Below are 26,211 nucleotides of genomic sequence, written 5' to 3' on the forward strand. Positions count from 1 at the left end.
TGGAATAAGTAAAATTCTCAAAAAACATAACTATACCATACACTATCGGAACACTGCTCTACGTTACCTAATTGTCTTACTGAAAATGGAAAAAGCCCAGGTAAACGACAGTGAGTTGATTTCCCTGTATATCCGTGGTAATGAAAAAGCCTTTGCCAAACTAGTGCAACGGCACAAATCGAAGATTTACACCACAATTTATCTGATCGTTAAGGATCAGTACATTGCGGAAGATTTAATGCAAGACACGTTCATTAAGGCCGTAGACACCATTAAATCAGGTAAATACAACGAGGAGGGAAAATTTCTACCCTGGATTATACGAATCGCTCACAACTTGGCCATTGACTATTTCCGCAAGGATAAACGCTACCCCAGTGTGGTGTTTGAAGACGGAAGCAGTGTTTTCAATACGCTTGAGTTTGCGGAGGATTCTGTAGAATCACTCCAGATTCGGCAGGAAACACACGAGCATTTGCGCGAATTGATTCAGCGATTGCCGGAACAACAGCGTCAAGTACTTATTATGCGGCACTACGAGGAAATGAGTTTCCAAGAGATTGCCGATGCAACCGGCGTCAGCATCAACACGGCTTTGGGACGTATGCGTTATGCGTTAATCAATTTACGCAAACAGCTGAGCAAACGTTCGCCGAGTTATGATAAAAACCTTTACCCAAAATGATGTGATCCGGTATGTCTATGAGGAGACCTTACCCGAGGAGAATCTGCTCATAGAAAACGCCCTGATGTCAGAACCGGACCTGATGACGTTTTTTCTCGAAGCCCTCGAAATGCGGGCATTGATGAATAAGATAGAGCGTCAGCCACGTAGCAATACGGTTCAGCATATTCTAAACTATTCTAAACACCATCCGGCAAACCCACCTGCTCGCTTGCGGCATTCGTAGCGACTAGATCAGGGTTGTTGGTATCTGTACCCTGGATTTTATTTTAGGTGGCCTTTGGCTACCCCAAATAAAATCCAGGGTACGTATTACTATGCAAAAAAAAGAACGGTTTCGGCGGTTTCTGGATTACTTCACCCAGCATTACCCCGAACCCAAAACAGAGTTGAACTTTGGCAACTCTTATGAGCTGTTGGTTGCCGTGATTTTGTCGGCTCAGTGTACCGACAAACGAATTAATCAAATCTCACCCGCTCTGTTTGCCCGCTTTCCGGAAGCAGAATCCCTGGCAGCGGCATCAGTCGATGAAGTGTTCATGTACATTCGTAGTGTCTCCTACCCTAATAACAAGGCAAAACACTTAGTTGGAATGGCTACGGTTTTGATGGAACGATTTGGGGGCGAAATTCCGGCGACGGTAGAGGAGTTACAGACCTTGCCGGGGGTGGGCCGAAAAACGGCTCACGTAATTCTGTCAGTAGTTTATAATGAGCCAACAATGGCCGTCGACACCCATGTCTTTCGGGTATCGCACCGGATTGGATTGGCCCCTCTAACAGCCACCACGCCACTAGCTGTTGAAAAGGCACTTATGGCGCACATACCAAAGCAGTACGTTCCTAAAGCGCACCACTGGCTGATTCTACATGGCCGATATGTATGTGTGGCCCGGTCTCCCAAATGCGAAATTTGCGCATTGAAAGAATTTTGTAAATACTATGAGAATTTGCAAGGTAAGCCCGCGCAAACGACTCCACTACGCTATACGGGTTGATTCTTATAATTTGTATAGTCTAATGGAATCGTCGGCGTGGTCCTACGTTCATAAATCTATTAGTACAGTTCCGTCGCAGCAAAAAAGAAGTTGCCTTCTATTTCCGCATTTTCGTCTGAATCAGAACCATGAATCGCATTAGCTTCAATAGATTTAGCGTACAATTTACGGATAGTACCTTCCTCGGCCTGAGCCGGATTCGTCGCGCCAATAAGTTTACGAAAATCAGCTACGGCGTTCTCTTTTTCCAAAATCATGGGGACAATTGCACCCGATGACATATAGGTACGAAGGTCGTTGTAGAATGGCCGTTCGCGGTGTACCGCATAGAACTGACCTGCCCGTTCGCCCGTTAGTTGCGTTTTTTTGATTGCTACGATACGGAAACCCGCTTCTTCAATCATTTTAATAATTGCTCCTATGTGCCCGGCGTCTACAGCATCAGGCTTAATCATAGTGAATGTTCGGTTCGTTGCCATTTTAAATCTCTCTAGCCAAATTTTCTTTCCCTTTGTGGGTCAGACGCAAATGTAAGGTTTTACCAGCTAAAGGCCACGCCGGGTTTCTACAAGCTCTTAATAACGTGGCAAACATAGGCATCAAAATAGGTAAAGGTTAGCAAAGTTACCGGACACGATTCGAAATCGTCAATCGGAATTGGTATTATTCGTACTTTTGGGTTTCGATTATGGCTTCGGCCATTTGTATATGCAAGATATTGAAGCGATTGGTGCGGTTATAAGCAATCCACAAACCGTACTGATTACGACTCACCAAAATCCCGATGCCGATGCTATGGGGTCATCGTTGGGGCTGGCGGGCTACCTTCGCAAAAAGGGCCACCGGGTAACGGTTGTTACACCAACCGACTATTCGCAGAACTTACACTGGATGGCAGGCAATGACGGTGTAATCGCGTTTGATGAAAAAATACGTGTGTCGGTAAGCCAACTGTTTGATGAAGCCGATGTTATTTTCTGCCTTGATTTTTCGAATCTTGACCGTATTCGCGAACTGGCTCCGCTGGTTCGTCAGTCCCGTGCTCGCAAGATACTGATTGATCACCATCTCGAACCGGAGTCGTTCACCGACCTCTCGCTCTGGGACCCAACCGCTGCTGCCACCGCCGAATTAGTTTTCCAGCTTATTGGCGCTTTAGGCGATAAAGCATTGATTGATATTCCAATTGCCGAATGTTTGTATTCGGGTTTGATGACGGATACAGGGTCGTTTCGGCACCCGAATACCACCGGCAATGTCCATCGTATGGCGGCTGAGTTAGTGGACCTCAAGATTGACGTTAGCAGCATTCACCGGCGCATTTTCGATAACGTTACCATCGACAAATTTCGCTTACTCGGCTTCGTACTAAATGAAAAGCTGAAGGTTTTGCCTGAGTATAAGTTCGCTTACATTACCCTAACTGACAGCGAACTGAAACGGTATCGCTCTAAAAATGGCGATACAGAAGGTATGGTGAATTATGCTCTGGCCGTCGAAGGCGTGGTGATGGCCGCCATCCTGATCGATAGAAACGACGAAATTCGCCTGTCGTTCCGTTCTATAGGTAATTTTTCGGTACGAGACCTGTCCAACAAGCATTTTGATGGAGGAGGCCACCGAAACGCAGCGGGTGGTCGATCTAAACTCTCCCTTGCCGAAACAGAACAAAAACTATTAACCATATTACCCGAGTACCAGCAACTGTTGCAGGAAACTGTTTAACAAATAAAAAAGAGGTAATGTAAAAGAGGTTTTCCTTCTTTTAGTGACTTACGTCTTCAATTTTTACAATCAGCATAAACCAGTATTTTCTCATGTCTCTTAAAAATTTCGGGAAAGCCGCCCTACTTGTCGCTGTTGTAGCGGCCTGCGGTAAAAACCGCCAACAGGTGACGGACAACGGCCTGAAGTACAAAATGCACGAACAAACCGAAGGTAGCCGCAAAGGTAAAGTCGGTGATATTCTGACGCTGCACCTCACCCTGATGAATAACAAAGATTCTGTTCTGCGCGATACACACAAAGAAGGTGCGCCGTTTCAGATGCTGTTACAAGTGCCACCCTTTAAAGGTTCTTACGAAGAAGGGTTAACGCTGATGGGTAAAGGTGATAGCGCTACGTTCTACGTTAGTGCCGACTCACTCTTTACGCGGGCTATGCAACCACTACCACCGGGCGTATTGAAAGGTACCGACATTGGCATTGCGGTAAAAATGCTAAATGTACAAACGGAAGAAGAGTACAAAAAAACTCAGGCTGCTGACTTCGAAAAACAGAAGGGAGTCGATGCTAAAATTATCGAAAACTACATCGCGAAGAACGGTCTGGCCGGCAAAGCGCAGAAAACAGAATCGGGTGTATACTATGTTGTAACTCAACCCGGCAGTGGTCCAACACCAAACAAGGGCGATGTAGTACAAGTACATTACACCGGCAAATTGTTAAACGGTAAGGTATTCGATAGCTCACGAACAAATCCTCAGGCAGGCGGTAAGCCTGCCCAATTCCAGATTGGTGTTGGCATGGTTATTCCAGGTTGGGAAGAGGGTGTCAGCAAGATGCACAAAGGCGAGAAAGCCACACTGATTATTCCATCGACGCTGGCTTATGGCCCACGTGGAAATCAGGGTATTGCGCCAAATTCAGTTCTGTTGTTCGACATTGATCTGATCGACATTCAAAAAGGCCAACCCGGTCAAATGGGCCAACCTGGAATGCCACAGCCAAGTCGCTAAGGCTTAAACCTTTTCTTTATTTTCGAAGCCGTTTGCAGTTATCCCTGTAAACGGCTTTTTTTGTTTCCTATGGAACTCTGCTTCGCAACAAACAACCAACACAAATTGGATGAAGTCTCTGCCCGGCTCGGCGATGCCTTCACGCTCAAAACTCTCCGTGATATCGGCTGCACAGATGAACTGCCCGAAACATCGGGCACCATTTCCGGTAACTCACGCCAAAAAGCGGATTATGTCTGGACCCATTTCGGCGTCTCGTGTTTTGCCGATGATTCTGGTCTGGAAGTCGACGCGCTGAACGGTGAACCGGGTGTCGATTCAGCTTTTTATTCAGGTAGCCGGGATAGTGAAAAAAATATTCAGAAATTACAGAATAATCTAGCCACTGAAACCAACCGCAAGGCACGATTTATTACCGTGTTTACGCTGGTTCTACACGGGGTCGAGCATCAGTTTAAGGGAAGTATAGAAGGCGTAATTATAGCTGAATCTCGCGGAACAGGTGGCTTTGGCTACGACCCGGTTTTCCAGCCCGATGGGTATAACCGCACATTTGCAGAGATGAGTATGGAGGAAAAAGGTGCTATAAGCCACCGAGCGCAGGCATTGGTTAAAATGATAGCGTATTTAAAGGAGCAAATAAAGTAAGGCGGTAGCTGGCACGATAACGCCCACGCAACAACCGCTAAGATTATGTTACGTGAGATTACGAATAAAGTAGGAAGTATAAATAAGCACTGTTTCGCATTATAGTGTAGTATCCAACTTGGCGCAACCTCCCCCTTTTTAAGACGTATAAGCAATCCATTTATATAAACGGCATCAACGACTTTTGTAAAAAACGTTTGGGTACATGAGAAAGCTAAAACTACAAGTACAAATGACTATTGACGCCTACATTGGAGGAACCAATGGGGAAATGGATTGGCTAACTTTCGACTGGGATAACGAACTTAAAAACTATGCAACAGCATTAACCGAGTCTGTAGACTGTATCATTCTTGGGCGAAAACTGGCAGAAGGGTTTATTTCCTATTGGGCTTCTCATCCTGAACTAGAGGGTGCTGACAAAATTAATGAATTAAAGAAGGTCGTCTTTACCAAAACACTTGATCAATCAAAATGGGACAATACGGTCCTAGCTCAAGGTGAGTTGGTTGAGGAGATCACCTCATTGAAACAAAAGAATGGTAAAGACCTCATCGTTTATGGCGGTGGGAGCTTTGTATCAAGTCTAGTCAAACATGGTTTGATTGACGAGTATCATCTCTTTATTAATCCAACGGCCATTGGGAAAGGTCTGCCGATCTTTGAGGAGCTTGATGGCAAACAAGCTTTACTCTTAGTTAAGTCAACTGCGTTTGCCTGTGGCATTGTTGTTCTTCACTACGAACTGAAGCGTAACGCCTAGATAGCACCATGAGAAGGGAGCCTTTTAAAGATTGATTGTTGCTATTTCAGTATAAGACAGAAGCCCTATAGCCGGAATAAAAATAAAAGTAACCAGGGCGCATCAGGCTTTCGCCTACATAACTAAAGTACACAGCGGAAGAAAATATAGAGGTTTGAATACACATAAAAATGCCCTAGCCTGAAATCAGGCTAGGGCATTTTTATGTGTATTCAAAGTCAATTACAGACTAATAAAACTTCGACCGACGGTCTTCGACCTTAGCGGCTTCTTTGATAGCTTCATTGATGTAAAAACTAATTCTGGACGTATTATTTTGCTGAATTTGCGTCTTGTATAGCGCATAGTCAGCAATGACCGGAGCCGGGGTCAATGTGGTTGTTTCCATTACCAGAACGCCACCATCACTAACAAAAGGCTTCGTACGCTTGCCGGGCTTCAAACCGAAGGCTTTCCCTAATGCAACCGGGTCAACCCCTGCACTACGAAGAAAACCGGTTGCCAGATTCACGTCGTCAACGTTTTCAACCAAGGCACCCGCGCCATATTTCTGAGCTATCGCTTCGAGCGAACCACTAGCGTTGCCAAGTTTGCTAATGATTTGTTCGCCTTTCAATTCGTTACGGACTTTGGTACTCAGCTCACTCCGAAAATCATTTATATCTACTTTGTCTTTAGCCGTTTTGTTAGTCAATACAGCAATCACATATTGGTCGCCAACCTCAAATGGCTCCGAGACAGCATTAAGGTCGGTTTTGTCGTCAAACGCCCACCGTATAATTGGCCGTACTTCCGTACCCGTCAGCGCATTAATTTGATTAGCCCCTTCTGGAAGCCGGTCAGCCGTAGCAACAACCAGCGATTTATCCTCTTTTATTTTGGCATCAAATGCTTCTTTAGTCCGCACATCCGACGCAAACTGGTCTGCTTTACGCAGGGCTTCATCGCGGGTTGTCTGGCTCGGTGTAATTGACTTGCCAATTGCCGCTACACGATAAAGCACATTCGTTTTGGGCTGCGTAACTTTAATGATATGGTAACCAAATTCAGTTTCAACCAAGCGAGGAATTAATCCGGCTGATGTAGCGCCAAATATGGCTGACTCAAAAGGTTTCACCATCTGGCCATTATTCTTGAAATAGCCCAGGTCACCCCCAACCGACCGTGATCCGTCGTCGCTGTTCGTTTGTGCAAGCGCTTCAAAACTGGCTCCGCCCTGAATCTGTTTTAGTATTCCCTCTGCCCGACGACGAGCATCGGCTTTAGCAGAATCGGCCAGACCCTTCGTCTGAATCAGAATATGGCTGGCACGAGCCGTAAAGTTGGTGTCTTTCTTAGTACCACCGTATTTGTAAATAAAATACGTGCTGCCTTCACGGAAGGGACCGTAGATACCACCCGTCGAGAACGTTGGAATAGATGACCGAAGCTGTTCCGGCATTTCACCAGCCGTTAAATAGAGCGGTACGCGAACATCACTATTTTGCTGAGCAAAAGTCGAGTCGTTCGTGGCCGCACCTAGTCCACGCGCCAATAACTTAATCTGGTTATAGAGTGCTGAGCTATCGTCTTTAGAAGGAGATACGGAAAAGGTTACGTACTGAATTGAACGGCTATCCGATCCGGGATATTCATCTTTATGTTTCGTCAGATAATCCTGTAGCTGAGAATCCGTCACTTTTACCGTTGTGTCGTTAATTGTATAGTACGGCACAAATAAGAACTTAACGTTAGCTTTCGAATTTTGAGCCTGATACTCTTTCTGCGCTTCAGCGGTTGTAGCAAAAATTGACAGACGCATCAGCCCCTCGTATTTTTCGCGTAACCGTTCCGAACTTAAATTTTTCTCAAAACTTGCCCAGGCAGCCTGTTGCTGCACAGGCAGGTTTTTCAAGCCTTTGAGGTACGTAATGATTGAGCTTTTATCAAATACGCCCGTTTGCGGATTCGTAAATGCTTGACGCACAGCAGGACTGATATTGTTTCCCTGAACCATGTCTACCAGTTCTTCAGACGAAACTTTAAGACCAAGTTTATCGAACTCTTTTTGGTAGGCAATCTCAAATAACATCTGGTTCCAGGCTTGCTCACGAATCTGAGCCAAGTCCTGATCGGCAGGTGGCCGGCCGGATTGTTGTTCAAACTGTGCCCGAAGTTCATCCACTTTAGCATTGAACTCTTGATAATCAATGGATTGACCAGCAATCTCACCAACTTCCTGCTGGTTTCCGCCAAATAGCAAGCTACGGCCACCGAGCAAATCACCACCCACAATGAACAGAATCAAACTGACGGCAATAATACCAACAGCCAGCCCTGAACGTTCTCTGATCTTATTAATGACAGACATTTCGCTTTTAACAGTCAATTTAGCCCGCAAAATAACAATTTTCCCCGTTGGAATACAAGCACTAACTGTACATCCATCCCCAAAAGTGAGGAAAAGGCTCCACATTCTCTTATTAACGACAATGCCGACTTTTATTAAAAAGTCGGCATTGTCGTTATCGTTAAAAAAATGGAACGTGAGGTTTAGTTATCGTTCCGTTTAAGTTTGTCTCCGGCTTTGTCAAAGGCATCACCTATTTCGTGACCAGCTTGCTTGAACCCTGATTTTACATCTTTCCAGGCATCGGCAGTCGCATTTTTAGCCTTGTCAATATCATCGCCTAATTCTCTCCGCTGTACTTCCAACTTCGCTTTTTGGCGTTCCGTTTCGACCTTTGCCTTATCACTCTGATTATCAGCTTTCGCTTTCAATTCATCGATTTTTGCGTCTAATTTGTCCTTCTGAACGTTCATTTTGGCCACAGCCTCATCCCGTTCCCGTTTAAAATCAGCCGACACTTCGTCCGCTTTAGCATCTGCTTTATTACCCGTTTCATTCAAATCTTCTTTGGCGTCAGCTGCCGCATCCTTTGTATCAGCAGAAATAGCATCACCCGTTTTTTCAAGTGCGTCTTCGGTACGAGATTCCTTCTTATTGTCGGAGCCGCAAGCCTGCAATAGCGCCAGCGATCCCACCAGCATCATGGTACCGGCAACGTGTTTAATTCGGGTTAACATCAATGGAGACTTCTTCATAATTACTTCTGTGTAGTTTAACTACAGACGGAGTTGGCAAATGGTGTGCCAGAAAAAAGCAGAAAAGCTAAGACAGAGTTTGCCCTTTACTTCCATTTTATGGCGCAACCGATGGGTTTAGTGATGGGCGATTGCACAGGCCGACCAGCTAATAAACTGCTAACGGCCTCGTCAACGTACCGGCGCTGCACACCTGCCCCATCCTGCGGACTATCGTCAATCGTACCAACATATTCGAGAATAAACTGCCCACTGGTCTGTTTCAATACATAAACTTCGGGGGTACGAGTAGCGCCAAAAGCCCGGGCAGTTGTCTGCGTTTCATCCATCCCGTAGGGAAAAGGATAACCCTTGTCGCGGGAGCGGGCTTGCATGTTCAGGAATGAGTCATCTTCGTAAATCTTCGGATCGTTAGGCATGATTGCCAATACAGGGTAGCCTTGTGGGGAAAATTTACGATCCAAAGCCATGAGCCGATCTTCGTACGCTTTTGCAAAAGGGCAATGATTACTCATGAAAACGACAATCAGCCCTTTTTGCTCTTTGTAGTCAGCTAGCGTAATCTGGCGACTATCCACGTTTTTTAGCCGAAAGTCCGCTACAGCGTCACCCAGATTATAGCCTTTTGTGCTTTGCGCACCACCTGATTGAGTCAGTATCAGAACCAGCCACCCAGTTAACGACCAACTCAGGAATGATTTCATTGTAAATTTTGTGAATGTATAACTTTTAGATAACAAACGTATCAAAAAGATTAATACATACGCAAATTAGTTAACTATGCTCCCACTAAATAATTACCATCCAGCGCCTACGTATGTCGCATTGATGAAGAAAAGTGGTTTCCCGACGCGTATTAGCCACTTCGATAACTTAATTGCGTTACTCATCGAGAATGGACGGCATTTCCGTTTAGACAACCGCCCTATAAGCCTGATTGATTAGATTTAATCCTGAAAAGGAACATGTATCTTTACAGACCCTGTTAACGTGTTAACGCCGTTTCTTGTTACATGAACGTAACAGACTCTCACAGCGGGTGTTAGCCGCTTATTGGTCTATAAAACTGGATGGAAAGGAAAGGAGCAACGGCTCAAATAGCTACAGGTAAGCCGAAATTTATCGCGCTTAGTGAAAGCATCATTGAGAAGATAAAAAATGGAGAGCTACAGCCGGGAGACCAGATTCCTTCTGAAAACGAGCTCATCAAAACATTCAATATAAGTAATACAACGGCCCGAAAGACGCTGCTCGAGATTGAATCCAAAGGATGGGCCAGACGGATAAAAGGGAAAGGTACCTACGTTTTAAATCGTACGGAAGACCATCATTTACTACGCACACTCGGCTCTATTTACGCGACCCGACGCGGTTTTCACGATAGTCTGATTGCGGAAGGATTTACGCCCAAGAACATCGTTCTGGAGAAAACCGTTTTGCCGGACGGCATCTCGTCGGAGATCAACGGTCGGCATTTTATCATTGATGGCCCCGTTCTGAAACTACACCAACTCCGCTATGCCGACGAACTGCTGATTAAGGACGAAGTTAAATACATATCGCTGACGCTATGCCCGAAGATCAATAAAATACCAACCGAAGTTTCTTATTTCAAAGTTTACGAGAACAATTATTCCCTCAAAATCAACGAAGTTCAGCAAACATTCAGTGTAAAAATTCTGGAGCCTAATACAACTAATTTTGATCTTAGTAAGCCAACACCGGCCTTCGTGCTGGATAGTGCCGTTATCTGCACAGGCGACAAGGTAGTTGAAATTGAACAGTCCTATTATCACGGCGACAAGTATAAGTTTGCGGTTATTTCAAACCCAGAACACGATTACCGCTCTGCCAATCCAGTTATTTTATAAACCACTTCAGCACTTCATCCGCAATTATTTCGTGGCCTTCTTTATTGGGGTGGTTAACGTGTGACATATATTTTTCCAGCTCACCGCGAGCCGCTTTCTGTTTGAATTGCGAGTAAGGATCAGCTAGGCCAATGTGGTACTTTTCAGCCAACAACTTAATCTGCCGAACGTGCGGCTCTAAGGGATTCGTAGGCGATAGTATATCCAAACGCTGGTCTGGCGAGGGTGTCAGCAGGATTACGTTTACGTTTTGAGCAAGAGCAGATTGGATCATTTTCTCCCAGGCTTCTTTTACCTTATCAATCTCCGAAAAGCGGTCGTTCAGAGCGTAGTCGATAAACAACACATCGGGCTTGTGAACCAGTACGTCCTGTTCAAAACGAGTCTGGCCTTTTATTGAATTCTCCCCACCAATAGCCGTAACAATCACGTTAATAACGGCATACGGATATTGTTTCTTAAGTTTTGCCAGCACCAGGTTAGGATACGATTCCAGCGTATGTACTTCATGATCATGCCAATACCCAGCGGGTACCGAGTGCCCGTGAAATACCAGATTAATGGTGCGGTTTTTGGGCCAGACAGCAGTCAGTTCCTTCTTCACCCCGGCCAGATACGTGGCAGAATCGGCCATTGACGGTGATTGAGCCGTTACCTCTAGGGATAAGCCTAACAGCAAGGCGAATAACAAGCGTAGTTTATTCATTGTCTGGTAGCGGTCCAATAGCCTGTCTGCCTCATTTCTTTACTGCCGGAAGGTATTTCTCGAACCAATCAGCTACCACACCCAAATCTGACTCCCATGTTTCGTCCCAACCGTGAGCACCGCCCTGATGCACGATCAATTGAGCGGGTACGCCAGCACTCTTCAGTCGGGCAATGAACCGCTCTGATTGTTCAAGTGGCACCAGCGGGTCTTGTGTACCATGTAAAATAAGCACCGGGGGCGTATTCTTCGAAACAGCGTAGTACGGTGACAGACGTCGCATTACGTTCACTTGTTCTTCTCTGGGTTTACCCATAACGCCAAACTGAGGCCAGAAACGCTTTGTGGTATCGCATTCGACAAACAACCGTCCTGTATGTCCAAAATTAAGCAAATCGGTTGGCGGGAAGAAACAGGCTACGGCTTGCACCCGGCTGGAAACCCGCTCGACTGAGTCAACCGGAGTAGTGGTGTTGTTCTGCGGAATAGTATCGGATGGCATAGGGCGGTCTACACCAGTGCCTATCGACAAAGACAAATGGCCACCAGAACTCATACCTGATATGCCTAGTCGATCAGGGTTGACGCCATATTCAGCAGCATGAAACCGAATAAAACGCACAGCCCGATGAACATCCTGAATGACTTCATTAACCTGAAATTTGGGTGCCGAACTGTGAATGACTAGAAATACAGTTTGCCCGCGATCCGTGAAATAATGAAAGTGCTTACGTCGCTTTTCAATCATACTGATGTCGGAGTGCCAGCCCCCGCTCAGCACAAAAACGACGCCGATTCCACTGGGTTTTGCGGGCTTGAGAACATCCATTGTCAACGCCGTACCGAACTTATGGCCGTAGATAACATCCCGAATTTGGGTAGGTTCATCGGCGAATACCCGGCTTACCAGTCTCCATGAAACAGGTAAAACTTCAGCCGAAACGATTGGAGGAGTCAGCCCAATCAACGCTAATAAAAGGGAAACAAAGAAATTTCTCAAGGTAGTGTGTGCATAAGGATCAGCTTCTATCTCACCAAAACGCAACTAAATCGCCCGTCACATTTTCGACGACGTAATGCTTGCCGTACTTCTTATCGCCAAGTTTGAAAGCGGTTTTGCCTTTCCTCCAAGGATAAATTGAATTGGAATAGATATGTAAGCCCTGCTCGGTTATAGTATCATTAGGATAGACGCGGACGGTGGCATTCTTCAGCCCCGTCAGGCGAACACACCGATTCATGTGCTTCACGCCCGAGGTCATTTCCTGGCAGGACACAATACCATCGGCCTGATCAATGAAGACCCGGCTTTCCCGATGCCAGGCTTTTGGCATGGAATAAACAGAATAGCCGTTGGCTAGCTCCGTTTCGTAGCCCGTCAGAATAGGAGCGCCCTGGGGCAGTTTGAACCGGTGCGTAATGGTCGTATTTGGGCAATAACCGGAGAAGAAAAATCCGTTGCCAGCCCGCGAAATAGTCAGCACTGGATTCTTTACCGACGGATTTCGTTTGTCAACTCGGTAGTCCAGACCAAACTGATTCAGTACATAGCGCATCAGTAACGGCCCCGTGAATAACTCTTCAGGATTATCTGGCGTCAGAAGTTTTCCGCCCGTAAACTTGCTCGAATTGGTACCACGCACGTAGGCCACTTTACCCCCTTTCCATTCTGGCTTTTCGCGTACCCAAACCACATCGCGTTCGTTCTGACCCTGCGTCATTTTAGCCAGTACTTTGGTGCCAACATCGGCTTTGGCTTTCACCTGAGTAGCAATGCCGCCACCCGAAAACAGCGCATTATGAGCAATCTTATCCGGATATTTTTTCGTCAGTTCGTCAAGGGTTATGCTTGAGTTAACCTGAAATTCTCCGTCAAGCGCTTTTGTGTTTTGCAGATTCAGCAGGGTCAAAAAAGCGGCTCCAGCATGGTCGGCGGGGCCATAAATGAGAAGTTTCCCGCCATTCTGTACAAAATCAATCAGCGTTTTTTCAAGCGGAGTACCGGCTTCCGGTACAATAGAGACTAAAATCGACTCATTGAAAAAAGCCGGTTTTGTTGCTAAAACCTTCTGAAGCGAACCAGTTGACGTAATCGTGTTCAGCGGAAAACCGTTGTTGATAGCCTGCCGGATAAGCCAGTCTCCATAATAAATTTCGGGGAGTCGTTCGGGCTGTTTGTAGGCCCACGTATGATACTCATCAAAGGGATAGACCCACACCAGCGGCCCCGGAGCGGTCGGGGAATCGTAGCGTGCTTTCAAAATATGCGGAGTCACTTCATCGGGCACTTCAGAAGGCATTTCCCCGTATGAATTATCGGCAGTTAGAAAATTCAGGTGACTTGGCAGTCGAATCTCGCCCTTCGCGTTGATGCGGGCTACCGACATAGGTAGGTAAATATCATGCGGCTCCTGCCCATAACGATCCAGCCAGGGGCTATTCACCCACCACGGGTCATGAGTGTAGTAGCGAAATACATAACGCTCGTCGGGCAGTTCGGCCATCCGCGACATGTACCCAACCATCTCCAAGCCAAAATCACCGTCGAGGGCTGCCCAGGGCGAATTCGGTGGGGGTAGCATATTGTAGTTACCGCTGTAAATCTGCTTCAGATCAACCCCGTCGCGCGCTAAATCAATGCCCGTCGAGAGGTTTGTACCTCGCGTCTGAATCTGAAATTTGGGACATTCTTTGCGAAAAAGATTCCAGAAATTGGCAATTAACGCTTTGGTATCCGGCAACTTTTCGGGCTGAAACGCTTTACCGGTAAAAATTGCCCCGGTTGATGACCAGCCTTCAACACCGAAGCCAAATCCATTGCTAAACCAGATATAATCATAGCCTAAATCGACCATAAAATGCTGACTTTGCCGTCCAAAGAATGTTCCGAACGGCGTGTTTGCCGGAATGCCTTTGGGGAAACCAGCATAATCGTCTTTGTCGGCATTGAGTGTTGAATAGCAGCTCACAAATGTCTTGTGACCCATCGCATTGCCACCGAGAATTTCAGGGTGTTTTTTGTATTTAAACTCCGACTTGGCAAACTCAGGTCCTGGGTCAAACGTAGCGCCAATCCGGATGGGTTTACCCGTGATGCGCTTGCCGGTATCTTTCAGCGTTTGAATGATATATTTCAGATCGCCGTAGGTAAACACAGGCGGATTTTCGATGTACAGGTGTGCCCGTTCATGCAAAGACAATTCTTCGGGGCCGGAACCGACTTCGTGTTCTGTATTTGGATTACCAATGTACCGAGCCCACTCCAGAGGTTGATTTAATTTGCCTTTGTAGTCCAGAATTTCTGACCCATCGGCGGTCCAGAGCATAACTGACACCGTATCGGTGTGACGAAGTAAAGCGGCCCATTGCATAAACAATTCGGTGGCAACTTGCTGAATATAAGCTTTATCGTTTTTTTTGAAGGGCTTGAGCGAGGCTTCCAGCGTAATGTTATTGAACGATTTGCCTCGCAGGGTCGAGTTGTCCAGATTTGGCGTATCGGTAATTGTTAGATTCGAATACGTAAAGCCAAAAATGGCTAGACAAAGTACGACGAGTACGGGTAGGATTTGAGTACGCATGAGTCGAAGAGTTGGGGACAGGCACTACATTTTGTCCTGAGTCAACAGGACAAAAACACTCGTTCAAATTGAAACAGCTTTGTCTGTGGTGTCGGGTTTAAGAACCCGACACCACAGACAATTTCACCTTTATTAATAGCCCGGATTTTGCTTTACCAACGTCGGATTGAGGTCCACCTCATTTTGCGGAATCGGGAAAAGCAACTCGAAATCCTGCACGGAAAAACTCAGATTCAGGCTAGCATAATGGGCGTTCAGAACAGCTTTTGTCCGCCCGGTACGCAGCAAATCAAACCAGCGTTGTCCTTCGTATAAAAACTCAACCCGTCGCTCTTTCTCAATGGCGGTTCGCAGGGTAGCCTGTGTTAACCCGGCTAAATCAGGCAATTTTGCTCGTTGCCGAATTAGGTTGACGTATGGCAGCGCTTCAGTGGTTTTACCCTGTTCAGTCAACACTTCGGCATACATCATCAATACGTCGGCATACCGCAGGGCCGTAAACGTAATACTACCGTCAGAAAGGTCAATTGCTTTAAAATCAACGAATTTCAACCCGTAACGACTGTACGATTTTTTGCCCCCAATCAGCAAAACCGAATCATTGACCGATACCGCTTTTCGGGCATCGCCAATTTCATAGGCTTTAATCAAATCCAGCGTCGGTACAATTCGTCCTCCCCCCTGTAGATTGCTTGGAAAGATTGCCATACTGGTGATGGCCGGTGTAAACAAAGCCGAATAATTATTGCCTATACTTCGGCCTGACACATATTCAATCTCAAAAAGCGACTCGGCCAAGTTGTTGTTGCCGTTCGTGAACAGCGTTTGATAGTTGGGAATCAACGAATAAAATTTCGTATCGATAACCTCCTTCAACTTAACTGCAGCCTGATCGTAATTTTTTAAGGTGAGGTAGACTTTGCCCAACAACGCTTTTACCGTCGAACGCGATGCTTTTGTCCGGTCGGTATTGAGCGTAGCGGGTAACAACGTTTCGGCCTCGGCCAAATCTGCCAGAATAAGTTTATATACATCGGCCTGAGGTTTTAGAGCCAGATCAGCCGAAGCCACTTGCGACGGACTGCTAAAGGTCTGATTGATAATGGGAACATTGCCAAACAGTTGAACCAGATAGAAGTAACCATAGGCTCGCAGAAACTTTGCTTCGCCTTTGATACGGTCTTTGGCCGTCTGGTCGAAGGTGGCCCCATCGATTCGGCTCAAGATGGCGTTGCTCCGGGAGATCGTATACAGACAGGTATTCCAGGCAGTTTGCGTATATACATTGGTTGACGTAACCGCGTTCTGGTCCATCTGCATCTCGTCTGTCGAGGGCGATGACCATTGAATTTCGGTATTGTCGGTAGCCAGTTCCGCCAAATACAACAGGCTACTGCTACTAAATAAACCACGGAATGTGCTATATACGCCAATCAGCGACGTTTCGAAATCGTTCTGATTTTTGAAAAATGTCTGATCACTGATTTGGTATTCGGGGTTTAACGCCAGAAAATCCTTACAGGAAAATGCCGTGGTCGCTAGTAACAGAAAGATAACTAATTTCTTTTTCATGACAATATCAGTTTGACCATCAGTCGATTATAGCGTTAGGCGTAAGCCGAGTGTGTAGGTTCGTGGGTTTGGATAAGCGAAGAAGTCGATACCGCTACGGGCAATGTTGTCGCCGGTGGTGCTTCCTTCCGGATCATAGCCCGGATACTTCGTAAAGGTGTACAGGTTCGTTACGTCGGCATAAACCGAAAGTGCCTGCATGTTCAACTTGCCGACCAGCAGTTTGGGGAAAGCATAAGCCAGATTTACATTCCGAATACGAACGTAGGAACCATCAAACAAATACTTGGTTGTGCCCGAGCTGAAGCCAAAGGCGTAGTCGTTCCGGATAGCCCGTGCATATAGACCCGCGCCCGGACTCGTCGGCGATTTCCAGCGGTCGGCAACAACTGACAGTTGGTTCTGAACCCCCGCTTCATTCAAATTAACTTCGCCACCCTGGAAATAAATTTGGTTACCCTGCGATCCATTCACGCTCACGTTCAAGCTGAAATTCTTAAAGCTAAACCGGTTGCCGAATCCGAACGTAAACTTAGGCCACGGATTACCGACGATGGTTCGGTCTGATTGATTGATGGTACCGTTGCCATCGGTATCCTGATAACGATAATCGCCCGGTTGTACTCTCGGATGCTGCTTGGGACTATTATTGACCTCTTCCTGAGTTTGAAATACACCCAGAATATTGAGCAGCCGGAAACTGGAAATCGCGTAGCCAACCTGAGCCACCTGAAAGTCAGACGTTTGAATTCGGGACGTTGCCGAATTGAGCGCCAATACTTTGTTTCGGTTCCAGCTAATGTTAAAATCGGTATTCCACTGAAAAGGGCCTTTTGCGATATTCTGCGAATTAATTGTCAGTTCAAGACCTTTGTTTTCAACTTCACCAATATTCTGGAGCGAACTGCTAAAGCCGGATGCCGCAGGCAGAATTACGTTTAACAGAAGATTCTTTTTATGCGTACGGTAGGCATCCACAACAATCGAGATCCGGTTATGAAACAGCGATAGATCAAGCCCAAGATTGGTTTGTATAGATTGCTCCCAGGTTAGTACGTCATTCGCCAAACTTGTAGGAATAACTCCCGAAATTACCTGGCCATTTTGCACATTGCGCGAAATGCCTAACAGCCCCTGACTAGCATAGTTAGGAATGAGGTTATTACCCGAAATACCGTAGCTCGCCCGGATTTTCAAATCGCTGATAAACTCGACCGATTTCATAAATGACTCATCCGACAAGCGTTAAGCAGCCGAAATTGATGGAAACGTACCCCAACGATTTTGTGACCCAAATCGGGAGCTTCCATCCTTCCGAATCGTAGCCGTAAACAGGTATTTTCCAGCCAGCGTATAATTTACCCGAGCCAGCCACGATAGCATCGACCATTCACTTTTGTAATTCGTGCCCGACGTAACGGCACCCGCAGCTAAATAAGGCACATCATCAGTTGGGAAATCGGACGCTCCAGCCTGTAAAATATCATCCGTGTTTTTCTGCGCTGTAAACCCTACTAACGCATCGATATCGTGTTTGTCGCCGTACTTATGCCGGTAGTTTAATGTGTTTTCATTTAACCAGTTCAGGCTTTTAATTTCCGTGACCCCAGCCGTGGCAGCCCCCGTTCGGCTGGTAGAAATACCGACTTTCGACGACTTCCATAAACGGGTTACGTTGTTCGAATAGTTTACCCCGACCGAGGTTTTGAACACCAGACCGGGGGCAAATTCGTATTGCAGGTAATTGTTCGTAAAGACGTTGGTATTATTACGTTTATCCGAAAATTCGGCGGCAATAATCAGCGGATTCTCTACCGGAATGCCCGTTGGACTGGAAAATTCAGAATACGGCGTGCCATCAGGATTATAAACCGGAATCGTCGGATCACTGGCCAGCGCGGCTGATATCAGTCCACGAAATTGCAGGTGCCCTTCAGCCCGGGCAAAATCACCGTAGGAGTGAGCACCGGAAAAGGAAGCGCCAATTTTCAACCGCTCGGTCAAGTGCGCATCAATGTTGGTGCGGAGGGTGAATTTTTTAAAGTTAGAGCCAATAACAATTCCTTTCTGATCGAAATACCCGCCCGAAACATAGTAGCCAACATCTTTACTGGTGCCACTGGCCGATAGCTGGTAGTTCTGAACCACCCCTTGTTGAAAAATAACATCCTGCCAGTCAGTCCCGTATCCTTCATTGGCAAACTGATCCAGATTTCGGAATTCGGGTTTCACCTGGGTAGCTGTACTCCGAATGCTGTTTGGGTCAACCGCTTTTCCACCTGCGAATACCCAGGCATTATCGCGCCCTTCAGCTACGAATTCGGCATATTGTCGGGGCGTTAATAACTTTAATTTCTTGGCTAGCTGCTGAATCCCTGTCGAATGCTCGAAACTGATCGTTGGTTTACCGATTTTGCCGCGTTTTGTGGTAATAATCACAACTCCATTGGCCCCGCGAGAACCGTAGATAGCCGTTGCCGACGCATCTTTTAACACCTGAATCGACTCAATATCAGCCGGGTTGATCGTACTCAATGGGTTAATCCGGTTGGTTGAACTACTACTGGCAATACCGCTGGCCGAATAGGAATTAGAACTAAACGTGCTCAGATCAGAGCCTCCCCCACCCGTACCGATGGCGTATCCATCCACGACATATAAGGGCGAGTTTCCGCCCGTAATAGAGCTAATGCCGCGAATCACGACATTGACATTGCCACCCGGCGCGCCCGACGTTTGCGTAATCTGCACACCTGCTACCTTGCCCTGCATCATCTGGTCAACACTTGTAGCCGACGGAACGGGCACTAAGTCTTTGCTGGTCAGGTTGACAATGGAGCCCGTCAGATCTTTTTTCCGTTGCGTACCATAGCCCACTACCACCACATCCTGTAATTGCTGCTGATCTGTTTTTAAGGCAACATTGATCGTCGAACGATTAGTAACGGGAAATTCCTGGGGCGTGTAGCCAATGAAACTGACCACAAGTGTCGCCTTTGCCGACACATTGAGTTTGAAGCTTCCGTAAACATCCGACGTCGTTCCATTGGTAGTTCCTTTTTCGGTTACCGTCGCACCAACCAGGGCTTCACCATCTTCATCAGCGGTTATTTTACCACTAACCAACTCTTTACCAGTCGATTGGGCAATCACAACATTTACGGTGATCAACACGCTCAACATGATGCCGATCACCAGAAGTCGCAGGTGATCAAATAAAAAATGGTTCATAATTAAAGGATTAAGGTTCAAGATTTTAGGCGAGTTTTATCCGTTGATAAGTACGGATTCAATCTTCAGGTAGTCGGCAATCGTCTGTATCGTTTCTGCGTGATGCCCAATACCCAGCGCAAAGTGGTGCGTCGGGCCTTCGTTAATCCAACGTTTAAGAAACGTCCGGACATCGGGTTTAAAAAAACCTCTGGTATTAGTATTTCCCGTTGGCGGAATTGATCCGGCAATCGATTCCCCTTCGGCGATAACAAATTTCATTTTCCCATCATACGTCGAGTTGATACTCAGCATCGTAATTGGCCCTTCCTTGATTTTAAACTCGACACCAGCCCCAAAACCCGGTTTGCCGTGGTATTTTTTGAGGCTACGTAGAACGGGTTGCCCTTCGGCAATGGCGATATTGTGCGGTCCGTCGTGCCCCACCAGTACAAAATCTTCAATAAAATCGACCGGGTGAAACTCAGCAAAACTTCCCCCAATGCCCAGGCGCTCCATGATGAGCATGGCAATGCATGTTTTCAAATCTGATTCGCCACACATTGGAAAGCCTGCACCCGTCAGCAATGAGTTGCCGACAATCAGGTTCGACATAACAACTCGTGTGTCGCTGTTATCCGGTCCATCGTAGTAATAGGCAAGGCCATCAAGTTTTTTCGCCTTCACAAATTTTTCCAGCGCCACGGCTGCCTGAGCCGCAATGTGCAGGTCGGAGTCCCGCAGTTTTTCGGAGATCGGATCAGACACAGGATCGGGCGTATCGAAAAAAGCCAGAATCCGATCTTTAACTACGTCGATTTCTTCGGCTGTAGCCTGCTGATAGAACGTGACAATTTCGTGGGCTTCGCACTGAACAATGTGGGCACCAAAATGAGCCGTCAGCATTGTCGAATCGGAGTGCATGTCGAGCATAGCTTCTATCGGGTGCCCAATATGACCGATTTTAGCCGTCTTCAAATCATGCAGAACGGCGGCAATCCGGCAGTATTCTTCAATCTCGGCATCAGCCGCAGGGTCGTCGTATAGGGTACCAATAATCATTTTCGGTACTTTCTTACCCATTCGAACTGCCACACCCGCAAACTCCGGCAGTGAGCAGATGTCGTCATTATATAGCTGTAGATACGTAGACGCTTTGCTGTAATTCATCGCCTTGTCGGGCTGTAGAGCAACCAGCACAATCGGAATATCAATGCTTTTGATAATAATGCCGAATGTGCTCGACGTTGCGTACGTTAGCATATCGCAGAAAATCAGATCAAGATTGGCCGCATTGAGTTTTGGGACCATCTCGTAAGCTTTCGTTACATCATCTACCAGACCAAAGTCAATAATGTCTACGGAGTCAAGTGCTTCAACTTTCTCAATGAAAACCGATTGCTTCTTCAGCATATCTTCCAGTAAGCCGTCGAACTGCCCCCAATATTTAAAGTAACCCACGCCAAACACCCCAATTCGAGGACGCGTCTTTTTTCGTTTTATAATACCGGCCTGATTCACCGCTATACCATTCATAGATTGATTTTCCATATTTTTCAGTTTATGCTTTTATCAAGTTAAGTTAGTGCACTAAGTTAACTTGACCGAATTTTCCGGATACTGGTTAATTCAGTTGGGTTTTAACTGGCTTGTAAGGGTATAGTCTGAGTTATATTATCCTGATTACTACCCAGATTTAAGCTCTTAATGGTGGGAATAAGCAGAATAAGTAAACAAAACGCCAAGGGATATAGCAACCCTGACGCAATCCAGAGAGGCTGGTATGAGTATTTCTGAATGATGGCACCCATTAGTGGATTGAGTAATAGACCAGAAACAGCCCCAGCCGTCCCCGACAGGCCAACGACCGTGGAAGTAGCCTTTTGACCAAACATATCCGAGATGGAGGTGATGTAATTTGTAATCCAGAAACCGTGGGCAAACATGAACACCGCCATGAGTGCAACGGCTATTTCAACCGACGAAACCCATTCAATGGCAGGCGCTGACAAAGTCAGCAGAGCGGCAATGCCCATCACGGTTTTTCGCGCTTTATTGACCGAATAATTATGAGCGATAAGCTTGCCAGATAACCAGCCGCCAAGTATGTTGGCAATACCCAATGCCAGAAACGGTATCCAGAAAAGCTTGCCAATCTCTTCAAACGAGACATTTCTAACGGAGCTAAGGTATTTCGGAATCCAGAACATCATGAAATAAAAGACCGGATCGAGCAGAAACCGAATGAGAATAAATACCCAGGTCGGTCTCTTTTTGAGCAACTCCAGAAACGAAACCGTTTCGGTTGGTTCTGATTTGGTTTTTTTATCAACAACCAGATTTACACTTTTCCAGGGAGTTAATAGCCAAACGATTACCCATACAATACCGATGAGACCGGGAATCAGAAAGCCACCCCGCCAGCCATATGTGCTCGATAACCAGATAGTTAATGGCGGAGCAACTACTGCCCCTATAGCTGATCCGCCAATAGCAATACCGTTCGCCAGGGCACGCTCTTCTTTATCAAACCAACGATAAACCGTCCAGGCCGCTCCGGGAAAACAGCCTCCTTCCCCGATTCCCAACAAAAACCGAAAGGCCAGCAATTGCGGAAACGTGTTCATCACTGCGTGCAGACTATTAGCCACTGACCACACCCCTACTGAAATAGCCAGCCCAACTTTACCACCAACCCGATCAATAAGCCATCCCCCAAGTGTAAACATAATGGCATAGCTCATCAGAAAGCTGGTGTTGATCATACCATATTGAACATCTGTAATATGGAATTCTTCCTGAATCTTGATGATTGCAATTGACAGTACCTGCCGATCAAGAAAGCTTAAGCCCGTGGCAATAAAAAGTAGGAAAACGATCAACCAGCGAATGTTCTTTTGCATACATCTTAACGCACTAAGTTAATGGATGTAAAGATATAACCTTGATAAATTAAAAGTCAATTAATATGGCATTTTTATTTAATTAAATAGAAATAATTCTATAGTTAACTGTCAAGCGAGCGAACCTCGGCTCACACGGATAATTACAAGCATTTCAGTAAATCTTCATCGTTACTTAGTCACTAAAAAGCCGCGTCGTTCATGTGAATGACGCGGCTTTTTGTTTTCTTAGTTGATTACCGCACAACTACTTTTCGCACTAATCGCGTTGCGCCTGCATTGGCCCGGAGCAAATACACACCCGGACTGAGCGATTGGGAAGGCGTGAACATCATTGATCCGTCGGCCTGGGTTTGGCCTTGAACGGGAAGTTCGCGCCCGGTAAGGGTTGTTAGGTGATAAGTGGCGTTGGGCAAATTGCGGACAGCCACATGAATAGCCTGATTGTCAGTTGGGTTGCCAAGTAATTCAAAAGCAGGTGTCAGATTATCCAGCACGACCGACACAATTTTAGAGTAGGCCGTTTGTCCGTCAAGGTCAACTTGCTTCAGTCGATAGTAGTTTGTTCCGCTCAATGGGTGTTCATCGAGCAGGCTATAAACTTTGGTTGACTGTGCTTCGCCCGCAGCCGCAACACGACCAATTGCCCCAAATTCTATGGCATTAGCACTGCGCTCAACGTCGAAATACGCGCTTTTTGTTTCGCTGGACGTTGTCCAGGATACCGCTACATTTTCGCCAACAGCTTTTACCCCAAACGACGAAAGCCGGACAGGTAAGGCGGCAGCTATGTTGAAGCGGGCGAAAGTTGGGTAGTGGTCGGAGGTGGTGGTTGCGTAGTTGACAACAGCTGGACGGACGGAGGCTACCGACCCGGCGATATAGGCTGGGGCGAGTTCATTCGATACAGTAATATGGTCAATAGCATCGGTGAAATTAGCGTCTGTATTGCAGCTATTGTTACTCAGTTCTTTCGAAATGACCGTGTAATTGGCATCGCCCACAAAGTTGGCGTAAGACGAAGGATTACCAGCCGCAATGGATTGGTCAACATCATCGTTGTAATCACCAGCCAGAATCAGGTTAACATTCCCATAATTCGCATCCAGTTCAGCCTTCAAGTCTATAATATCCTGTTTCCGCCGATCATAGTCATCCTGTGCTGAACCTGATTTAGCGTGGATATCCACAATATATAGTTTCCGGGTCTGGCCGTTTACGGTGGCGTTCGCAACGAACAGATAAGGCAACCGGCCCGATGCCCAGGCGCTACTGCGGGAACTGGACGTGTAGTCGTACTTGCTGGCTAACAACGGTTTACTTTCCGCAGGAATCATCGAGATGACGCTCGTTTTGTACATCACACAAACTTTTTGATTAATGCTGGTCGGATTGAATCCCTGCGGATTACCATTCGCATCGCACAAATCCTGAAAAAAGTAAGATGTGTATTGATCGGAACAGCTTAAGGCATAACCCGGTGGGGTGTTTTGTACCAACCGGTCCTTGTCGCTTACTTCCTGCAAAATGTAAATGTCAGCATTAAAGCCATCCATTACAGAGCGAACATTTTGTGCCTGTAGCGCTTCATTGGTTGGCCCATTATCGGCATAGGTTCTTGAGCCATTAGTGCATGTGTAAGTACCGCCATCGAAGCCATACCATTCAAGATTCCAGGTTACCACGCTCAATGTTTGGTCATTGTCACTAATATCACGGCTGGCAGGGCAGGTCGTAATCGTCGGTGGTGGCGGGGCAACTTCCGAGCCGGGAATGTCAATAATCGCCCGGGGATTAAGCTGCACAACATTCTTCGATGCGTCGGTTGATATAAAACGGTCAGCAATACCAGTTGCCGTTAATGCAGCAGTAGGTTTGGTAGCGCCGACCAAATTAGACGCACTCGTCACAAATAATTCTCCTGCTCCGTCGGTGGTGGTAAGCGGATAGGTACCCGCCGAGCCACCCTGAAACGTACCGCCCGACCCGCCAATAGTAGCGTTTTGAATCGTAACTAACTGTCCTTCATACGTACCCGACGTAAGCTGAGTTATGGTAACAGTCTGAGGTGCCACGGGTTGATTCGTATTGTCCACCTTCATAAAAGCGACAACACCGTTTATTTCTTTTTTACCCTGGAAAAGAGCCACCGGACCTGTCACTTGAACCAAGTCGCCGAGTTGTATCTGATTCCCATAACTTGTCGTTGCGTCGTAAACAGCAATACCACCCGTAGCATCCTGAATATAAAATAGTTTACCACCAAACTCGCTGCTAACGGTTGCGCGCCCCTGAATGGTTACGGTTGTACCCACCTGACCCCTCGCCGTACCAATAGTCGTTGGCGCATTGGCGTTATTAACCGTTCCGCTGACAGTCACATTTTGGGCCGTAGCGCCTGCACTCTCGTTCGCGACATTGCCGCTTACGGTACCACTACCAGCCCCCGTCAGCCGGACACTAATGGTTGTACTAGCCACTACCCCACCCGATTGAGTCAACGTCTGAGTACCGGCGTAACTCCCGCCATTGTCCTTACTCACTTCGTATCCTGTTGGGGTGGTTATAGTTATGTCAGCCGTCAGGTTTAAGCCAGAAACAGTATATGATTTAGCCGACGAAGGCGTGCCGGAAACGGTTGCGAAATTGGCGAGAGCAGCCGGACTAATAGAAATAAGTGGAGCCGTCGAATTGATTGGTGCTACCACGCCACTTAGGGTTATATTATCAAATCGCCATGTTCCGCCCGAACCACTGGCACCGTACCCGTAGATACGTAAGGTAACCGGCGTACTCAGGTTTTGAAAAGATGTATTTGCACTAAACGAGACAGTTCGCGTGGTAAACGAACCGTTCGACGTGGGCGAAGTCGTTGACGTAGGAGTCGTATTAAGATCAGTGAAAGTGGCGAAGTTATCCAGACTTGATCGCAATGCCCAAGTAGTAGGCCCTGTGCCAGACCGCTGCTCATCAAAGGTGAGTTGAGCAATTGACATCGTATAACTGGCTGCCGGACTTAAATTAACCTGAATATATTTATCAGCATTCAGGCTGGGCACGTTCCAGCCAGTTCCTGTGTAAGCTCTACCGCCACCATTACCGGCCACGTAGGTCGTACTGGTTACGGCTGTACCAAAAGCAGCATTTCCGGCGGTAATGTTAGACGCAACTGCTGCTGTCAGCGACCCAGGTGATCCCTCAAAATTCCATGAGGCTAAAGTCGTTTGGGCATAAGCGGGTACGGTTATTACCCACAATAATATACTGGCAAATGTTAGTTGTAAAAATCGGATCATAGTTGAGTTCTATTTATCAATTGAGTAATCAAAGATATAGTACGAACGATTATGCCAGTGTTAAGTTTTTAACTTAATAGGCCCGTACGCTCATTCAGCCGCATCTAAACAGAAAAGACCAGCTGTCTAGCTGGTCTTTTCTAAAGTTTATTTGTC

General features: G+C 46.6%; 22 protein-coding genes. 9 read left to right on the forward strand and 13 right to left on the reverse strand.

The window, feature by feature from the left end; genetic code table 11:
- Positions 1-85 precede the first annotated feature (85 nt).
- The 3 genes from ACFS25_RS19585 to nth all read left to right on the forward strand — a co-directional run bounded on the left by ACFS25_RS19585 (position 86) and on the right by nth (position 1,683).
- Positions 86-685: an RNA polymerase sigma factor gene (locus ACFS25_RS19585; protein ID WP_381504354.1), complete on the forward strand. Its 600-nt coding sequence runs from the start codon at positions 86-88 to the stop codon at positions 683-685.
- Positions 660-911 carry a hypothetical protein gene (locus ACFS25_RS19590; RefSeq protein WP_381504356.1) on the forward strand — a complete coding sequence of 84 codons (252 nt, stop codon included), beginning with the start codon at positions 660-662 and terminating at the stop codon, positions 909-911. Before ACFS25_RS19585 ends, ACFS25_RS19590 begins: the two co-directional genes overlap by 26 nt.
- 91 nt (positions 912-1,002) lie before the next feature.
- Positions 1,003-1,683 carry an endonuclease III gene (gene nth / locus ACFS25_RS19595; RefSeq protein WP_381504357.1) on the forward strand — a complete coding sequence of 227 codons (681 nt, stop codon included), beginning with the start codon at positions 1,003-1,005 and terminating at the stop codon, positions 1,681-1,683.
- A 59-nt stretch (positions 1,684-1,742) separates the two neighbouring features.
- Here the strand turns inward: nth and ACFS25_RS19600 are convergent, their stop codons facing one another.
- Positions 1,743-2,162, reverse strand: a complete 420-nt coding sequence (locus ACFS25_RS19600) for a nucleoside-diphosphate kinase (RefSeq protein WP_381504359.1) — start codon at positions 2,160-2,162, stop codon at positions 1,743-1,745.
- Positions 2,163-2,391: 229 nt separating this feature from the next.
- On the opposite strand from ACFS25_RS19600, the gene ACFS25_RS19605 reads away from it, so the two are divergent.
- The 4 genes from ACFS25_RS19605 (at position 2,392) to ACFS25_RS19620 (ending at position 5,832) form a co-directional block, all read left to right on the forward strand.
- Positions 2,392-3,408, forward strand: a complete 1,017-nt coding sequence (locus ACFS25_RS19605) for a DHH family phosphoesterase (protein WP_381504360.1) — start codon at positions 2,392-2,394, stop codon at positions 3,406-3,408.
- Between the two features lie 92 nt (positions 3,409-3,500).
- Positions 3,501-4,421 carry an FKBP-type peptidyl-prolyl cis-trans isomerase gene (locus tag ACFS25_RS19610; protein WP_381504361.1) on the forward strand — a complete coding sequence of 307 codons (921 nt, stop codon included), beginning with the start codon at positions 3,501-3,503 and terminating at the stop codon, positions 4,419-4,421.
- Between the two features lie 69 nt (positions 4,422-4,490).
- Positions 4,491-5,069: an RdgB/HAM1 family non-canonical purine NTP pyrophosphatase gene (rdgB, locus tag ACFS25_RS19615; RefSeq protein ID WP_381504363.1), complete on the forward strand. Its 579-nt coding sequence runs from the start codon at positions 4,491-4,493 to the stop codon at positions 5,067-5,069.
- Positions 5,070-5,274: 205 nt separating this feature from the next.
- On the forward strand, positions 5,275-5,832 hold the full coding sequence (locus ACFS25_RS19620; protein ID WP_381504366.1) for a dihydrofolate reductase family protein: 558 nt from the start codon (positions 5,275-5,277) through the stop codon (positions 5,830-5,832).
- A 229-nt stretch (positions 5,833-6,061) separates the two neighbouring features.
- Here ACFS25_RS19620 and ACFS25_RS19625 read toward each other — a convergent pair whose 3' ends face one another.
- The 3 genes from ACFS25_RS19625 to ACFS25_RS19635 form a co-directional block, all read right to left on the reverse strand.
- A complete protein-coding gene (locus ACFS25_RS19625; protein ID WP_381504596.1) occupies positions 6,062-8,182 on the reverse strand; it encodes a peptidylprolyl isomerase in 2,121 nt (706 codons plus the stop codon).
- Between the two features lie 182 nt (positions 8,183-8,364).
- Complete coding sequence (locus tag ACFS25_RS19630; protein WP_381504367.1) at positions 8,365-8,916, reverse strand: sll1863 family stress response protein; 552 nt, start codon at positions 8,914-8,916, stop codon at positions 8,365-8,367.
- 86 nt (positions 8,917-9,002) lie between these two features.
- Positions 9,003-9,620: a thioredoxin family protein gene (locus tag ACFS25_RS19635; protein ID WP_381504369.1), complete on the reverse strand. Its 618-nt coding sequence runs from the start codon at positions 9,618-9,620 to the stop codon at positions 9,003-9,005.
- A gap of 76 nt (positions 9,621-9,696) precedes the next feature.
- Here ACFS25_RS19635 and ACFS25_RS19640 point away from each other — a divergent pair, with 76 nt between their 5' ends.
- Together ACFS25_RS19640 and ACFS25_RS19645 are read left to right on the forward strand one after the other, a co-directional pair.
- On the forward strand, positions 9,697-9,861 hold the full coding sequence (locus ACFS25_RS19640) for a hypothetical protein (RefSeq protein ID WP_381504371.1): 165 nt from the start codon (positions 9,697-9,699) through the stop codon (positions 9,859-9,861).
- A 125-nt stretch (positions 9,862-9,986) separates the two neighbouring features.
- Positions 9,987-10,787, forward strand: a complete 801-nt coding sequence (locus ACFS25_RS19645) for a GntR family transcriptional regulator (protein ID WP_381504373.1) — start codon at positions 9,987-9,989, stop codon at positions 10,785-10,787.
- Here ACFS25_RS19645 and ACFS25_RS19650 read toward each other — a convergent pair.
- From ACFS25_RS19650 to ACFS25_RS19690, 9 genes are all read right to left on the reverse strand, one after another.
- Positions 10,777-11,493, reverse strand: coding sequence for an SGNH/GDSL hydrolase family protein (locus tag ACFS25_RS19650; protein WP_381504375.1), 717 nt, complete (start codon positions 11,491-11,493; stop codon positions 10,777-10,779). The two genes, ACFS25_RS19645 and ACFS25_RS19650, sit on opposite strands and share 11 nt — an antisense overlap.
- Before the next feature lie 31 nt (positions 11,494-11,524).
- The gene (locus tag ACFS25_RS19655; RefSeq protein ID WP_381504377.1) at positions 11,525-12,493 is read right to left on the reverse strand and encodes a prolyl oligopeptidase family serine peptidase; all 969 of its coding nucleotides are present in this window, start codon (positions 12,491-12,493) and stop codon (positions 11,525-11,527) included.
- A 31-nt stretch (positions 12,494-12,524) separates the two neighbouring features.
- Positions 12,525-15,074, reverse strand: coding sequence for a hypothetical protein (locus ACFS25_RS19660; protein ID WP_381504379.1), 2,550 nt, complete (start codon positions 15,072-15,074; stop codon positions 12,525-12,527).
- Between the two features lie 132 nt (positions 15,075-15,206).
- Complete coding sequence (locus ACFS25_RS19665) at positions 15,207-16,646, reverse strand: RagB/SusD family nutrient uptake outer membrane protein (RefSeq protein WP_381504382.1); 1,440 nt, start codon at positions 16,644-16,646, stop codon at positions 15,207-15,209.
- A gap of 27 nt (positions 16,647-16,673) precedes the next feature.
- Positions 16,674-17,870: a SusC/RagA family TonB-linked outer membrane protein gene (locus tag ACFS25_RS19670; protein WP_381504384.1), complete on the reverse strand. Its 1,197-nt coding sequence runs from the start codon at positions 17,868-17,870 to the stop codon at positions 16,674-16,676.
- 21 nt (positions 17,871-17,891) lie between these two features.
- Positions 17,892-19,877: a SusC/RagA family TonB-linked outer membrane protein gene (locus ACFS25_RS19675; protein ID WP_381504386.1), complete on the reverse strand. Its 1,986-nt coding sequence runs from the start codon at positions 19,875-19,877 to the stop codon at positions 17,892-17,894.
- A gap of 36 nt (positions 19,878-19,913) precedes the next feature.
- Positions 19,914-21,407: an arabinose isomerase gene (locus tag ACFS25_RS19680; RefSeq protein ID WP_381504388.1), complete on the reverse strand. Its 1,494-nt coding sequence runs from the start codon at positions 21,405-21,407 to the stop codon at positions 19,914-19,916.
- 89 nt (positions 21,408-21,496) lie between these two features.
- A complete protein-coding gene (locus ACFS25_RS19685; RefSeq protein WP_381504390.1) occupies positions 21,497-22,759 on the reverse strand; it encodes an MFS transporter in 1,263 nt (420 codons plus the stop codon).
- Positions 22,760-22,995: 236 nt separating this feature from the next.
- On the reverse strand, positions 22,996-26,055 hold the full coding sequence (locus ACFS25_RS19690; protein ID WP_381504393.1) for an endonuclease/exonuclease/phosphatase family protein: 3,060 nt from the start codon (positions 26,053-26,055) through the stop codon (positions 22,996-22,998).
- Positions 26,056-26,211: the final 156 nt, after the last annotated feature.

Source organism: Spirosoma flavum (genome assembly GCF_042686045.1).
Classification (GTDB): domain Bacteria; phylum Bacteroidota; class Bacteroidia; order Cytophagales; family Spirosomataceae; genus Spirosoma; species Spirosoma flavum.

Coding starts and splice junctions, on each gene's coding strand:
- ACFS25_RS19665 (WP_381504382.1), bottom strand. CDS start 16,646: ATGAAAAAGAAATTAGTTATCTTTCTGTTACTAGCGACCACGGCATTT.
- ACFS25_RS19660 (WP_381504379.1), bottom strand. CDS start 15,074: ATGCGTACTCAAATCCTACCCGTACTCGTCGTACTTTGTCTAGCCATT.
- ACFS25_RS19605 (WP_381504360.1), top strand. CDS start 2,392: ATGCAAGATATTGAAGCGATTGGTGCGGTTATAAGCAATCCACAAACC.
- ACFS25_RS19690 (WP_381504393.1), bottom strand. CDS start 26,055: ATGATCCGATTTTTACAACTAACATTTGCCAGTATATTATTGTGGGTA.
- rdgB (WP_381504363.1), top strand. CDS start 4,491: ATGGAACTCTGCTTCGCAACAAACAACCAACACAAATTGGATGAAGTC.
- ACFS25_RS19625 (WP_381504596.1), bottom strand. CDS start 8,182: ATGTCTGTCATTAATAAGATCAGAGAACGTTCAGGGCTGGCTGTTGGT.
- ACFS25_RS19685 (WP_381504390.1), bottom strand. CDS start 22,759: ATGCAAAAGAACATTCGCTGGTTGATCGTTTTCCTACTTTTTATTGCC.
- ACFS25_RS19620 (WP_381504366.1), top strand. CDS start 5,275: ATGAGAAAGCTAAAACTACAAGTACAAATGACTATTGACGCCTACATT.
- ACFS25_RS19630 (WP_381504367.1), bottom strand. CDS start 8,916: ATGAAGAAGTCTCCATTGATGTTAACCCGAATTAAACACGTTGCCGGT.
- ACFS25_RS19585 (WP_381504354.1), top strand. CDS start 86: ATGGAAAAAGCCCAGGTAAACGACAGTGAGTTGATTTCCCTGTATATC.
- ACFS25_RS19680 (WP_381504388.1), bottom strand. CDS start 21,407: ATGGAAAATCAATCTATGAATGGTATAGCGGTGAATCAGGCCGGTATT.
- ACFS25_RS19650 (WP_381504375.1), bottom strand. CDS start 11,493: ATGAATAAACTACGCTTGTTATTCGCCTTGCTGTTAGGCTTATCCCTA.
- ACFS25_RS19645 (WP_381504373.1), top strand. CDS start 9,987: ATGGAAAGGAAAGGAGCAACGGCTCAAATAGCTACAGGTAAGCCGAAA.
- ACFS25_RS19610 (WP_381504361.1), top strand. CDS start 3,501: ATGTCTCTTAAAAATTTCGGGAAAGCCGCCCTACTTGTCGCTGTTGTA.
- ACFS25_RS19600 (WP_381504359.1), bottom strand. CDS start 2,162: ATGGCAACGAACCGAACATTCACTATGATTAAGCCTGATGCTGTAGAC.
- ACFS25_RS19590 (WP_381504356.1), top strand. CDS start 660: ATGATAAAAACCTTTACCCAAAATGATGTGATCCGGTATGTCTATGAG.
- ACFS25_RS19635 (WP_381504369.1), bottom strand. CDS start 9,620: ATGAAATCATTCCTGAGTTGGTCGTTAACTGGGTGGCTGGTTCTGATA.
- ACFS25_RS19675 (WP_381504386.1), bottom strand. CDS start 19,877: ATGAACCATTTTTTATTTGATCACCTGCGACTTCTGGTGATCGGCATC.
- ACFS25_RS19670 (WP_381504384.1), bottom strand. CDS start 17,870: ATGAAATCGGTCGAGTTTATCAGCGATTTGAAAATCCGGGCGAGCTAC.
- ACFS25_RS19640 (WP_381504371.1), top strand. CDS start 9,697: ATGCTCCCACTAAATAATTACCATCCAGCGCCTACGTATGTCGCATTG.
- nth (WP_381504357.1), top strand. CDS start 1,003: ATGCAAAAAAAAGAACGGTTTCGGCGGTTTCTGGATTACTTCACCCAG.